General features: G+C 54.2%; 13 protein-coding genes. 7 read left to right on the forward strand and 6 right to left on the reverse strand.

Annotated elements, in window-relative coordinates; translation table 11 throughout:
• Nucleotides 1–34: 34 nt before the first annotated feature.
• Nucleotides 35–775: an FNR family transcription factor gene (locus C1N58_RS07405; protein WP_006119246.1), complete on the reverse strand. Its 741-nt coding sequence runs from the start codon at nucleotides 773–775 to the stop codon at nucleotides 35–37.
• Between the two features lie 318 nt (nucleotides 776–1,093).
• On the opposite strand from C1N58_RS07405, the gene smrA reads away from it, so the two are divergent.
• Complete coding sequence (gene smrA, locus C1N58_RS07410; RefSeq protein WP_110267468.1) at nucleotides 1,094–1,660, forward strand: DNA endonuclease SmrA; 567 nt, start codon at nucleotides 1,094–1,096, stop codon at nucleotides 1,658–1,660.
• Here smrA and C1N58_RS07415 read toward each other — a convergent pair.
• On the reverse strand, nucleotides 1,657–2,577 hold the full coding sequence (locus C1N58_RS07415) for a LysR substrate-binding domain-containing protein (RefSeq protein ID WP_033741756.1): 921 nt from the start codon (nucleotides 2,575–2,577) through the stop codon (nucleotides 1,657–1,659). The genes smrA and C1N58_RS07415 overlap by 4 nt on opposite strands.
• Before the next feature lie 314 nt (nucleotides 2,578–2,891).
• Between C1N58_RS07415 and C1N58_RS07420 the strand changes: the two genes are divergently transcribed.
• Both C1N58_RS07420 and C1N58_RS07425 read left to right on the forward strand, forming a co-directional pair.
• On the forward strand, nucleotides 2,892–4,232 hold the full coding sequence (locus C1N58_RS07420; RefSeq protein ID WP_033741755.1) for an MFS transporter: 1,341 nt from the start codon (nucleotides 2,892–2,894) through the stop codon (nucleotides 4,230–4,232).
• A gap of 67 nt (nucleotides 4,233–4,299) precedes the next feature.
• Nucleotides 4,300–5,640 (forward strand): 2-oxoadipate dioxygenase/decarboxylase HglS, encoded by a 1,341-nt coding sequence (locus tag C1N58_RS07425; RefSeq protein ID WP_054633717.1) that lies wholly within the window; start codon nucleotides 4,300–4,302, stop codon nucleotides 5,638–5,640.
• A gap of 32 nt (nucleotides 5,641–5,672) precedes the next feature.
• Here the strand turns inward: C1N58_RS07425 and C1N58_RS07430 are convergent, their stop codons facing one another.
• Nucleotides 5,673–6,107, reverse strand: a complete 435-nt coding sequence (locus C1N58_RS07430; RefSeq protein ID WP_394564871.1) for a DoxX family protein — start codon at nucleotides 6,105–6,107, stop codon at nucleotides 5,673–5,675.
• Nucleotides 6,108–6,293: 186 nt separating this feature from the next.
• Here C1N58_RS07430 and C1N58_RS07435 point away from each other — a divergent pair, with 186 nt between their 5' ends.
• Both C1N58_RS07435 and C1N58_RS07440 read left to right on the forward strand, forming a co-directional pair.
• Nucleotides 6,294–7,811, forward strand: a complete 1,518-nt coding sequence (locus C1N58_RS07435) for a carboxylesterase/lipase family protein (protein WP_394564739.1) — start codon at nucleotides 6,294–6,296, stop codon at nucleotides 7,809–7,811.
• A 171-nt stretch (nucleotides 7,812–7,982) separates the two neighbouring features.
• A complete protein-coding gene (locus tag C1N58_RS07440) occupies nucleotides 7,983–9,665 on the forward strand; it encodes a methyl-accepting chemotaxis protein (protein ID WP_033741748.1) in 1,683 nt (560 codons plus the stop codon).
• A 40-nt stretch (nucleotides 9,666–9,705) separates the two neighbouring features.
• On the opposite strand, the gene pepT is transcribed toward C1N58_RS07440, so the two are convergent.
• Nucleotides 9,706–10,959: a peptidase T gene (pepT, locus tag C1N58_RS07445; protein ID WP_394564740.1), complete on the reverse strand. Its 1,254-nt coding sequence runs from the start codon at nucleotides 10,957–10,959 to the stop codon at nucleotides 9,706–9,708.
• Between the two features lie 127 nt (nucleotides 10,960–11,086).
• Between pepT and C1N58_RS07450 the strand changes: the two genes are divergently transcribed.
• Nucleotides 11,087–12,682, forward strand: a complete 1,596-nt coding sequence (locus C1N58_RS07450) for an ABC transporter substrate-binding protein (protein WP_039340267.1) — start codon at nucleotides 11,087–11,089, stop codon at nucleotides 12,680–12,682.
• Nucleotides 12,683–12,782: 100 nt separating this feature from the next.
• Nucleotides 12,783–13,049, forward strand: a complete 267-nt coding sequence (locus C1N58_RS07455; protein ID WP_006119238.1) for a DksA/TraR family C4-type zinc finger protein — start codon at nucleotides 12,783–12,785, stop codon at nucleotides 13,047–13,049.
• 2 nt (nucleotides 13,050–13,051) lie between these two features.
• Here C1N58_RS07455 and C1N58_RS07460 read toward each other — a convergent pair whose 3' ends face one another.
• Nucleotides 13,052–13,150: a YoaK family small membrane protein gene (locus C1N58_RS07460; protein ID WP_015700245.1), complete on the reverse strand. Its 99-nt coding sequence runs from the start codon at nucleotides 13,148–13,150 to the stop codon at nucleotides 13,052–13,054.
• Nucleotides 13,151–13,175: 25 nt separating this feature from the next.
• A complete protein-coding gene (locus C1N58_RS07465) occupies nucleotides 13,176–13,499 on the reverse strand; it encodes a hypothetical protein (protein WP_006119236.1) in 324 nt (107 codons plus the stop codon).
• Between the last annotated feature and the right edge of the window lie 46 nt (nucleotides 13,500–13,545).

Consider the following 13,545-nt stretch of genomic DNA (forward strand, 5'->3'; position numbering starts at 1 on the left):
CAACAAAATAAGATTTGTTAACCCGGCCTGAGGATTACGCCGCCTGGTGACTCTGACCGGCCAGCGCTTCCAGCATCGCGTGGTTCTCAATGGTGATATATTTGCCTTTTACGGCCAGCATACCCGATTTCTGGAAACGCCCCAGCAGTCGGCTAATGGTTTCAACGGTTAAACCCAGATAGTTCCCGATATCGCCGCGCGTCATCGTCAAACGGAACTCACGCTGTGAGAAGCCGCGCTGGCCATAGCGGCGGGATAAGTTCCAGACGAAGGCGGCCAGGCGCTCTTCCGCATTTTTCTTGGACAGCAGCAAAATCATGTCCTGGTCGCCTTTAATTTCACCACTCATCAGGCGCATCATCTGCTGACGCAGGGCAGGCATTTTGCCGGACAGGTCATCCAGCGTATCGAAAGGAATTTCGCAGACCATCGCCGTTTCCAGCGCCTGGGCGAAGCTGGGATGACTGGCGTTCATAATGGCGTCAAATCCCACCAGATCGCCGGCCAGGTGAAAACCGGTGATTTGTTCATCTCCCTGCTCGGTGATGGTATAGCTTTTAATGGTGCCGGAACGGATTGCGTAGAGCGACTTCAGCTCATCACCCGCTTTGAACAGCGTATGGCCTTTTTGAATGGGTTTTTTTCGCTCAATAATATTATCAAGCTGATCCAGCTCATGTTCATTAAGGGTGAAAGGGATGCATAGCTGACTGATGCTGCAATCCTGGCAGTGAATCGCACAACCGCCTGACTGAATACGTTTTTCAGGGAACATAGTAGTTTGCTCGACGATAATTGACTGGGGTCAATTTTACCATTTTCTCGGTGTAAGGGAACTCATCCGAGCAGTTTTTAGGCATACAAAAAGTGTGGTTTCCGCAATACTGCTAAAGGCTGTTATGACAGGGTTTTTTGATGTCATCTTATTAAGATCGTAAACAAATCTTTACGGATTTTTGATCTCATACAGAATTTATCTTTATCTGACAGGCCAGAAGGGACGATAAAAACGGGATTAGCGCAGGCTTTACCGATTTTGCTACTATTTGGTTTCAAGTCAATTTTGCGTCATATCATTTACCAGGGGCGAGCCATGAACCTTGACGATGACAATCTGTTTCGTGACGCGATGAATGACGTTACGCCACTCAAAGATGCAGAAAATACGCGCTGGAATCACAGCGCTGCCAGCAAAAAAGTGCCGCCTCGGTCACCAGAACCTGAAGACGAAAACTTTTTAACCCGCGGTTACCTGGACATCATTCCTCTTGAGCAGCAACTTGAGTTTAAAGCTGAAGGCATCCAGCAGGGCGTGCTGGATAAATTACGCAAGGGGCAATATGCGCTGGATGCCAGCCTGAATCTGCTACGCCAGCCTGTTGAAACCTGCCGTCAAAATTTGTTTACCTTCATGCAGGATGTCCGTAAAGCCGGCTACAGAAACCTGCTGATTATTCACGGCAAAGGCCGGGACAATGAATCTCATGCCAACATTGTGCGCAGCTATCTTGACCGCTGGTTGCGTGAATTTGACGACGTCCAGACCTTTTGTGTCGCACAGAAGCAGCATGGCGGCTCCGGTGCGCTCTATGTCGGTCTACGCAAAACGGAAAAAGCGCGTCAGGAAAACTGGGAGCGCCATGCTAAACGCAGTCGTTAGCTGTGAAACTTACGAATGGTACTCATCAACACTTCGGCGCTCAGGCTTAAGGTGTTACCGGTGCGCGTGATTATCCCTACGGGTTCACCCGGGCCGGGAGAGGTGATGGGCAACGATATCAGGGCATTGTGGCTGAGATCTTCTTTGACGGCCCCGGAAGGCACAAACCAGATGTAGTCATAGCGCAGCGCCAGCTGACGGGCCAGCGACGTTGAAGACGTTTCGACGCAATGGGGCGGCAGACAGCACCCTTGCTCATCCAGCATCTGCTGTGCCAGGCGGCGCGGCGCGGTGCCTTCCGGGGAAATCACAACAGGCCACTGCATGGCACGTGAAAGCGTGACGTTGTCACTTAAAAGCGGATGCTCCGGTCTGACGACCAGCTTTAATGACTCCAGAAACAGCAGTTCATAGGTCAGGCCGGTCATCATCTCTTTATCCGCCATTCGGCCGATGCCCAGATCAAACTCGCCCGCTCTCAGCCCCGCCAGCAACACATTATTATGTAAGGTGGCAACCTGAATGGTCGTGTTTGGACGCAGTTGGTGAAAACGGTCAAGAATCTGTGGCAACATGCCCATCGCCGCCGTGGTTAAGGCACCAAGACGAATGACTACCGGACGCTCGTTGATCTGTTCATTAAAACTCTGGCCGGCATGATTCAGCGCTTCTAACACTTTTACCGCATGGATAAGAAACTGTTCTCCCATGGTGGTCAGTTGTGCGCCCAGCCGACCGCGTTCGAACAGGCGGACGCCGGTGAGTTCTTCAAGTTCGTTGAGGGTTTTAGAAAGCGCAGGTTGACTGAGACTTAAGGTCTCGGCTGCACGCCCCAGGGTTCCCTGCTGCGCGACGGCAACAAAGGCATGTAAATGGCGCAAGCGAATGCGCTGATTGAAAAGGATATTTTTTTCCATTTACCCAACTTAATGACATTGCCAGGTGACAGGCAACTATTTAAGCTGGATTTTGTTAACTTTGCTGCAAATTTTTATTAACAATGTGTACTTTTTGCAGCGGAGCGTTTTAAGTGGTTGATTATTAATGATGGCGTTGTTTTTTTGCCTGACACAACGTTTTTCACGGTTGCTGAAAAAACATCAACTTACCGCATTGCTTCTGCTTCGGCCGGAAATTTCATGCGTTTTATCGTTAACGATCAGCTATCATAAGTGCCGTTTTTTTTACCAAATCTGATAGTTGTTTAAGTCAGCCGTTGAGGAGTTTACCCGTGAGCAGTGTCGAGGCGGTAGATGTTCGCCAGTTAATTAATCAGGGTACTCTGAGTGGTGGCCAAATTCGGTTAATTGTACTCTGTTTTATCGTGGTTGCGCTCGATGGTATGGATATTGCCCTGATGGGTTTTATCGCGCCGACGCTGAAAACCGCCTGGCACGTCAGTACTCATCAGTTGGGTGTCGTGATCAGTGCAGCGCTGATTGGTCTGGCGCTGGGGGCGATGGTCGCCGGGCCGCTGGCCGACCGCTTTGGCCGCCGGTTAATGATCATTTTCAGCGTCCTGTTTTTTGGTCTGTGGACGCTGGTGACCGCATTTTCCCATAGTATCGAACAGATGATCCTGTTCCGTTTTTTGACCGGGCTGGGGCTGGGAGCGGCCATGCCCAACGTCAGTACGCTGGTGGCTGAATATGCGCCGGAGCGCCGCCGTTCATTCATTATCACCGTGGTGTTTTGTGGCTTTACCTTTGGGGCCGCCAGCGGCGGCTTTGCTGCGTCATGGTTGTTACCGCGTTACGACTGGCATTCCGTTCTGTTGCTGGGCGGCATTCTTCCTTTGCTGGTCCTGCCGGTCCTGATCCGTCAGCTTCCTGAATCGGTACGTTTCCTGATTAGTCGCGGTGCGCCCGCGCAGCACATTCGCGCCATTCTTGAACGTATTCTTCCCGGCAGTACGAGCCCGGATACGCATTTCCATGCGACCGAAGCGGAAAAATCACCTGCTGAACACAGCGCCATCGCAACGGTCATTTCTCCTCGCTACCGCATCGGCAGCCTGATGCTCTGGGGCGGCTATTTTATGGGGCTGTTCCTGGTGTATCTGATCGGCAGCTGGCTGCCATCCCTGGTCAATACACAGGGAATGTCCGTGACGGAAGCGGCGATAATCACCGCGATGTACCAGGCAGGCGGCACGCTGGGATCGCTGTTTGCCGGCTGGCTGATGGATCGCTTCAATGCCAGTCTGTCGCTGGCTGTGATCTACTTCTGCGGCGGTATCGCTATTGTCGCGCTGGGTTTTTCACCGCCGCAGGTCGTTATCATGAGCGCCATTGCCTTCTGCAGCGGTTTTTGTTTTAACGGAGCGAATACCGGCATGAATGCGCTTTCCGCCAGCTACTATCCTACCCATGCCCGCGCAACCGGTTCCAGCTGGATGCACGGGGTGGGCCGAATCGGCGCCATCCTCAGTGCCTTTGTCGGGGCTGAAATGTTGTCACTCGGCTGGTCGTTCAGCGTTATTTTCTTGCTGCTCGCCATACCGGCACTGCTGACCACCGTGATGCTGGTGGTGAAAAATCGCTACGGTTTTAAGCCGATCACAAATTCATGATATTTTCCGCTGACCGCAGCGCGTTGGATTACAGTAGCTGCAACGCTCATGCTGTCAGGTGGTAAATATGGATAACTTTATCAGTGCGGATACGATTCGCACGGGCTTCTCCCAGGCCATGTCGGACATGTATCAGCAGGAAGTGCCGCTCTACGGGACGCTGATGCAGTTGGTGAAAGCGGTTAATGAGGCGACGCTTGCGGCTGATAGCGTGCTAGAGCAACGGCTGACCGAGGCCGATGAACTCAGCCGCCTCAGTCTGGAGCGCCACGGGGCCATTCGCGTCGGTAGCGCGGACGAGCTTGCCATGCTGCGCCAGATGTTTGCCGTCATGGGCATGTTTCCGGTGGGCTATTATGATCTGTCGCAGGCGGGCGTACCGGTGCACTCCACCGCGTTTCGCCCCATTGATGATGAAGCGCTGCAGCGCAATCCTTTTCGTATTTTTACCTCGCTGTTACGGCTGGAGCTGATTGCCGACCCGGCGCTTCGGGATGAAGCCGCACGGATATTAGCCTCGCGCGATATTTTCACGCCGGAATGCCGAAACCTCATCGCGCTGCATCAACAGCAGGGCGGACTGACGGCGCCCCAGGCGCAGGCGTTTATCAACGAAGCGCTGGAAACCTTCCGCTGGCATTCACACAGCCTTGTGGAGAGCCGCACCTATCAGGCGCTGAACCAACAACATCGGTTGATCGCGGATGTGGTATGTTTTCCGGCCTGCCATATCAATCATCTTACGCCACGCACGCTGGATATTGATCGTGTTCAGGCGCTGATGCCGACGTATGGCATTGATCCCAAAACGGTGATCGAAGGTCCGCCCCGGCGCAAGGTGCCTGTTTTGTTACGCCAGACCAGCTTCAAAGCACTGGAAGAACCCGTCATTTTCACGGATGGTTTTCAGGGCACGCACACGGCGCGCTTCGGTGAGATCGAACAGCGCGGCGCGGCCTTAACGCCGCAGGGCCGCGCGCTTTACGATCGTCTGCTCAGCGAAGCCGGGAGCGGTGCGGATAATCAGCAGCACCAGCAGCAGCTCACGGCGACCTTTGCGGCTTTCCCGGATGATGAAAACGCATTACGTGAAGCCGGCTTAGCCTGGTTTACTTATCGGCTCAGCGAAAAAGGGCGAGCGGAACCGCCGCAGCGTGGGGAATCACTGGCAAGTCTGATTGAGCAGGGGCGGATTCTGGCGGACCCTGTTATTTATGAAGATTTTCTGCCTGTCAGTGCGGCAGGGATTTTTCAGTCTAATCTCGGGGACAAAACGCCGACACGTTCGGCGGGACAGGCAAGCCGGAGCAGCTTTGAAACCGCACTGGGCTGCCCCGTGCAGGATGAAATGGTGCTGTATGCGGAGCGGCAGCGGGCGTCCTTACAGCGCTGCGGCATTACCTTATAATATGAACGGGGCGGAACCGCCCCGTTTTTCCTTTACTGCAGGCGCGTATCACGGACCAGCGTAAATCTTCCCGCCCCCAGAAACATCACCACCAGAGCGCCGAACAGGTAAAGTGCTTCCGTTTCCAGTGCCCAGGCACCGACATCGGTGAGATGCCATACTGCGCCGGTTTTGACCAGCAGCGTGGCGACAACCATATTCACGGCAATGATAAACGCCGCTGGCCGCGTCATGAAGCCTGCGATCAGCATCAGCGGCGCAATTATTTCCCCTATCCAGGCACCCCAGGCGATAAAGCCCGGCAGACCGTGTTGTCGCAGCAAATGGGCAATCCAGCCCACGCCATGCACGAGCTTAAACTCACCATGTAACAGCAATAATCCCCCCAGAGTCAGACGTAGCAACAATTTGCCAAGATCGGGATGATCGGTCATGCGCACAAAAACCTGATTGATACCGCTAAACATTGTCAGTTCCTCAAAGGCGTTTTCGTTACGCTCTCCACTAAAAACATTTTCATGACAGGGGTCAATCACGGCGACGCCTTCGGGCGATTTTTCAGCGCATTTACCGTTTTGCTTAACAACGCGTCAGAACTGGACAACATCAGATTGCCTGAAATAATGAAAAGGCACGCTAACAAGGAACACTGCATGAAAAATGACGGCCTGAAAATCGCGCTGACTGACGGAGAACTGCAGGGCACCCTTGATGACGGGATCTTTGTATTCAAGGGCATTCCGTATGCGGCACCGCCTGTCGGCGCGTATCGCTGGCGCGCGCCACAACCGGTTAAGCCCTGGCACGGTGTACGCAATGCACAGCACTTTTCTGCAGCGAGTTGGCAGAATCGTGACTACTGCCTGGCGATTGGCGTAGGCGATCCTGGTGTATTCAGTGAAGACTGCCTGTACCTCAACGTCTGGACGCCAGAGCTGCAGCCAGAGGTTCCACTCCCGGTCATGGTCTGGCTTCACGGCGGTGGCTTTACGATCGGTTCAGGTGGGCTGGCACCCTATAGTGGAAAACCCTTAGCCTCGCGGGGTGCGGTGGTGGTGACCCTTAATTACCGTTTGGGACATCTGGGTTTTTTTGCTCATCCCGCACTGGAAAAAGAGCAGGCTGACACGGGCCATATCAACAATTTCGCGCTGCTTGATCAGATCGCGGCATTACGATGGGTACAGCAGCATATCGCCGCGTTTGGCGGGAATGCCAGCAACGTGACGCTGTTTGGCGAATCGTCGGGCGCCCGCAGTGTGCTTTCGCTTTGCTGCTCACCGCTGTCCCGGGGGTTGTTCCACAAAGGGATCGTGCAAAGTGCCTATAGCCTGCCAGACGTCACCCGCGACGCGGCACGTGAAAAAGGCGTTATGGTGGCGACCGCGCTGGGTTTACCGGCGGATGCCAGCATGGCGCAGCTGCGTGAGCTGCCTGCGGACGCCTTCTGGCCGCTGGACAGCTCGCTGGGCCTCGGTCCGGTGGCCATTGCCGGTGATACGGTGCTGCCCGAGCCGGTCCTGAAAACATTGATGGCGGGAAAACAGCACCGCCTGCCGCTGATGGCGGGCAGTAACAGCGATGAAGCGAGCGTACTGGTCTGGTTTGGCGTGGAGGCTGCCGCCGTGGTGGGACAGCTACGGCGTAATAACCATTTTCATTATCGGTTACTGCGCTGGATTTACCGTACCGGGGATGATGCGCTGCTGGGGCGGGCTGTCGCGCGGGATATGACGTTTAGCATTGTTCCCTGGCTGATCATGCGTGCGCAGGAGAAAGCGAGCATGCCGGGCTGGCGCTACTGGTTCGACTACGTTTCAGAACGATCGCGCGATCTCTACCCGCAAGGCACCTGGCATGGTAATGAAATCCCTTACGTGATGAATACGCTGGCGATGATGCCGCCTGCCGACGACGATCGCACCTTTACCGCCGCAGACCATGCTTTTTCTCAACAGGTTTGCGATTACTGGTTTCGTTTCGCATGTGATGTAACCCCACACACGACGATGATTGAAGGCAAACAACGCTGGCCCGCCTGGCGCAAAAAGCATGACGTGACAATGTCACTAGGATGGCAGGGTCAAGCGGCTCTCAAACTGTTACCGGGTTTTATGCGCCGCCGCCTCGCTTTGTTCCGTTTGATGATGTCCCGCCTGGTGCGACTGTAAAGGGTGAACCAGCGCGGTGCATGCCAGACGTACGCCGGCCTGCACATTTCCACCCGCACATTATCTGTGCGGGTGGATGAAAAAAAATAACAATACCGTTACATTTTCCCGCGAGCTGCCGATAAATCTCCTGTGTCCGGTTTTACGGATTAACGTTCAAGGGATTTCTGTATGGGTATGCTTAAAAATTTCACTATTCGCACGGTTATGTTGACCATTCTGGGACTGTTTAGTCTGTTGTGGAGCGGCATTGGGCTGTTCAGCATTCATTCGCTTAACTCCCTCAGTGATGGCAATGATGTGGATCGCCATATCGTTGAGCAGATGACCGCGTTAAGTCAGGGTAACGACCAGTATTTTCGTATGATTACGCGTTTGTCGCGTGTGATGGAGAAAAAGGCCGCCGGTGTCGCCCAGGATGACACCGCCTTTGCTCCGGTACAGCAGGCGTTAGATAACATGCGTCATCAACTGGCGCTGTTTAAACAGCTGTCACCCGGACCTATGGACGCGGCCGTGACGAATGAGGTCATTGATAAATGGCAGCAACTGCTGGATCAGGGCGTCACCGTGCAGTTGCAGCGTGCCCGTCAGGATTCGCTGGATGCCTATCGTCAACAGGCGAATGACGTCACACCTGCGCTCAGCCGCGCCTTCGGTGCCAGCACCGAAGCGTTTAACAACGTGGCCAACAAGAAACTGGGACAAACCCGTGTCGAAGTGGATCGCCTGACCGCCGTGACTAAAACGATGATTTCAGCCACCGTGGTGATTGGTCTGCTGATTCTGCTGTTTACCGATCGTTATCTGGTCACAATGCTGGTCAAACCGCTGGAGAAGATTCGCGAGCATTTTGCCGTAATCGCCAAAGGGGATCTCAGTAAACCCGTTCAGGATATGGGCCGTAACTGCGTCGGTAAACTGGTTCCGCTGCTCAGTGCGATGCAGGACAGCCTGCGTGATGCAGTCAGTGCCATTCGCAGCGGCACAGAGAATATCTCGCGCGGTGCCGCCGAAATCTCTATTGGTAATAACGATCTGTCCTCCCGTACGGAAGAGCAGGCTGCCGCGCTGGAGCAAACCGCCGCCAGTATGGAACAGCTGACCGCGACCGTGAAATTTAACGCGGAAAATGCCCGTCAGGCCAGTGCACTGACCGAAGCGGCAACGCTGACGGCGAAGCAGGGCGGCAACCTGGTGGATGAAGTTGTGACCACCATGAACGGTATTTCCGACAGCTCGAAGAAAATCGCTGAGATCACCAACGTCATTAACGGTATTGCGTTTCAGACCAACATTCTGGCACTGAATGCGGCCGTAGAAGCCGCGCGTGCCGGTGAACAAGGGCGAGGCTTTGCCGTCGTCGCCAGTGAAGTGCGCAATCTGGCACAGCGCAGCGCCGGTGCGGCGAAAGAAATCGCCGGGCTGATTGCCGATTCTGTGCAGCGCGTGGAAAAGGGCGCGGAACTGGTGGGTACCACCGGCGGCACGATGAGCGGCATTTTAAAATCCGTCCAGGATGTGGATGCAATTATGAAGCAGATCGCCGCCGCCTCGGAAGAGCAGAGCAAGGGCATTTCTCAGGTTGGTACGGCCGTGACGGAAATGGACAGTGTGACGCAGCAAAACGCGGCTCTGGTTGAAGAGGTTTCTGCCGCCGCCAGCGCGCTGGCGCTGCAGACGGAAGCGCTTCAGGCTTCTGTTGCACAGTTCCGGTTATCGAGCGATGCGCCGGTAGCGCTGACACAGGACAGAAGGCCGCCAGCGGCGTCTGCAGGCCCTGCAACAGCACCGTCTCCTGTACTGCGTCCAAAAGCCGCCACGGCGGACAACGGCGACTGGGTCACCTTCTAATCAATATGACTACCGCCTTCATCATGAAGGCGGTGATGTTTCAACTGCCTGTCGTTGCCGTACTCCCCGATTGCGCCGCCAGATAACACAGTTTCTCCGCGACCTGATACGACTTAACGAACGACTTCACCGGCAGGAATTCGAAACGTGAATGGAAATTGTGCGCGCCTGTGAAAAAGTTAGGGGTGAAAATACCGCGGGCAGATAAGGCCGCGCCATCGGTACCGCCGCGCATGGGAATCACTTTGGGTGTAATGTCCAGATCGCGCATGGCAGCAAAAATCAGATCCAGCGCCCGGCGGTCGTCGCCCATGGCATTGCTGATATTGCTGTAAATATCGTGAATCGTTATCTCGACCTGTCCGGTGGGATAGCGTTCAGCAATCAGGCTGGCAACATGCTGCAATTGTTCTTTGCGCGCGGCAAAGCTCGCCAGATCGAAATCGCGAATTGATGCTTTCAGCGTCGCAACACTGGCATTGGCCTGCATTTCATTGAACCAGATATAGCCTTCACGGCCTTCCGTGTGTTCGGGCGTCGCCTGCCTGTCGAAGTGACTGATAAAGTCATGGGCCATCAGCAGCGGGTTGACCAGCACACCTTTACCGGACATCGGATGGGCGGGAACCCCGGTGAAACGCAGCTCTGCCGCCGCGCCATTGAAGTTTTCATAGACCACTTCACCCAGTTCACAACAGTCGATGGTCCAGGCAAAGTCCACATTAAAGCGGGTGTTAAGATCCAGCGCTTTGGCACCGCGCAGGCCAATCTCTTCATCGGGGACAAACGCGACGACTACATCACCGTGCTGACCCTGCAGGTTTTCCATTAACGTCATAACAACGCTAACCGCCGCTTTGTTATCGGCGCCCAGCACGCTGGTCCCGTCGCTGAAAATAATGTCCTGGCCCATATAAGGGGCAATTTCAGGATGCGCATCCCGGCGCAGCCAGATGTTCTGTTCGGGATTAAGGCACAGATCTTCGCCCTGCCAGGTCAGGATCTGCGGGTGAATATCAGGTGACAGACCGACGTCAACCGTATCAATGTGCGTAATAAACCCAATGCGTGGCGCGTCAGGGCAGTTGCCCGGTTTAACTGCCGTTACCGTCGCCTGTTCATCAACGACGACCTGTTCAAGCCCCAGTTCGCGCAATTCATCCGCCAGCAGCGCCGCCATCGCATGTTGATTCGGGGTGCTCGGTAAGGTGCTGGACTTTGCATCACTCTGACTGCTCACCGCCAGATAACGGAAAAAACGCGTGATCAACTGCGTCTGAAGTTTGTCGGTCATCACTAATCCTTATTAGTTGACTACATGCGGGGTTCGCTATGGTGAAGATTCATGCTATCAATCCACTGTTTGCACCGTTTATTTAGAGAGTCTGATATATAGAAGTCAACATAAAGCGAGGATAATAATGAGAAACAGGTTTACAACCCTGGGATTGCTGACGGCCGGTATCGCATTGGCAGGAAGTGTTAACGCGACGACGCTGGTCTACTGCTCAGAAGGCTCACCGGAGAACTTTAATCCGCAACTTTACACCTCGGGAACCAGCGTGGATGCCAGTGCCGTGCCGGTGTTTAACCGCCTGGTTGATTTTAAAACCGGCACCACAGAATTAATCCCAGGCCTTGCAGAACGCTGGGAGATCAGTCCCGACGGCAAAGTCTATACGTTCCATCTGCGGCATAACGTTAAATTTCAGAGCAATAAGCTGTTTACGCCCAGTCGTGATTTTAATGCGGATGACGTCATCTTCTCTTTTATGCGCCAGATGGACAGCAACCATCCCTATCACAACGTCTCGGGCGGGCACTATTCCAACTTCGACAGTCTTGAACTGGCCACGTTAATCACCCACATTGACCGCGTTGACGATCACACCGTGCGCTTTACGCTGGCGCACCCGGAAGCGCCATTTCTGGCCGATCTGGCCTGGTATTTCGCCTCCATTCACTCGGCTGAATATGCAGACAAGATGCTGAAAGCCGGCACACCGGAAAAAGTGGATAGCGATCCCATCGGAACCGGGCCTTTCCAGTTGGTTCAGTATCAAAAAGACTCACGCATTCTGTATAAGGCGTTTCCGGACTACTGGCAGGGCAAGGCCAGACTGGATAGGCTGATTTTCAGCATCACGCCAGACGCGGCCGTGCGCTACGCCAAACTGGAAAAAAATGAGTGTCAGGTCATGCCGTTCCCGAATCCTGCCGATCTCGAAAAAATGAAACAAAATCCGGACATCACGCTGAAACAGGCCGCGGGACTGAATACCGGTTTCCTGGCCTTTAACACCACCAAAGCCCCGACCGATAATGTGCAGGTTCGCCAGGCGCTGGCCATGGCGATCAACAAGCCTGCTATTATCGAGGCGATTTTTAAAGGCACTGGCGTGGTGGCGAAAAACATTCTGCCCCCCGGCGTCTGGAGTGCCGACAAAGACCTGAAGGATTACGATTACGACCCGGAAAAAGCGAAAGCGTTATTGCAACAGGCAGGCGTGAAACCAGGAACGGAAATTGCGCTCTGGGCGATGCCGGTACAGCGTCCCTATAATCCCAACGCACGCAGAATGGCGGAGATGATCCAGGCAGACTGGGCAAAAGTGGGCATCAAAGCCAATATTGTCAGTTACGAATGGGGCGAATACCTGAAACGTGTGCGCAGCGGTGAACATCAGGCGGCCCTGATGGGCTGGACGACGGCAACCGGGGATCCGGATAACTTCTTTGGTCCGCTTTACAGTTGCACGTCGGCGAAAGGGGGATCGAACTCATCAAAATGGTGCTATCAGCCCTTTGAAAAGCTGATTACCGCCGCCCGTGCCGAACCCGATCAAGCCAAACGCACGGTCATGTATCTGCAGGCGCAGCAAATCATGCACGACCAGATGCCGGCCGTAATGATTGCCCATTCCACCATTTTCGAACCGATCCGCAAATCGGTGACCGGTTACGAAGTGGATCCCTTCGGCAAACATATCTTTTATCAGGTCGATATTAAGCCGTAATGTCCGTCACCGGCTTCACAGGGAGGTGAGTCGGTTTGCCTGCAAAATCCCTGATATGTTGTACAGTTAACCTGTACAGGTAATGAAGTGGAGCACAAAAATGGCAAACGGCTGGGCAGCAGAAGGGGCAGTACAGGAGCAAATCGACAGCACCGTTAATGACGGTATCGAACGTGTGCGTCAGTCACTGGGACAGGGGGAAAGTGCCACAGAATGCGAACTGTGCGGCGAGCCGATTCCCGAAGCCCGCCGTCAGGCACTCAAGGGCGTGCGTTATTGCGTTTCCTGTCAGGAAAAGATCGATAAGCAGAAAAAAGAGAGCAGTCTCTACAACCGGCGTGGGAGTAAAGACAGCCAGCTACGCTGATCTCAGGAGCCAGGCATCGCCAGGCCGCTGCCGATGAACCAGGCGAGAAAGCCAATACCTGCCACGATGATAGCGATGGGGAACAGCAGACCAATTCTCATAATTATCCTGTGAGGTTACGCCACGTCAGGCCAGCCGCAAGGCGGCACGGTTGTTCTTCAGCAAAGTAAATAATTCAAACTGCGTGGCGTCCGTGATCTGACGCTGCACTTCACCTTGCGTATACAGCAGCAGATGAATATGCCCCAGTTGACGCCAGACGATGATCGCCGAGGCAATCAAGGCGCAGGTCGTTTCTGCCTGCACGCATTCTACTGTAGCGTAGCGAACGTCGTCTAAATCATTCGTGAAAATTTTCACCGCCTCAGCAGGTAAGATGGCCTGAAGATCCTGCAACATCACCCGGCTGACGCTACGCGACAGGTACAGCGTTAACCACTTTCTCGTCATGAACGTTGATCCTTTTTCGAGGTTAACGGATGTAATGGATGAGTCA

This window comes from Pantoea sp. SGAir0180 (genome assembly GCF_043546245.1).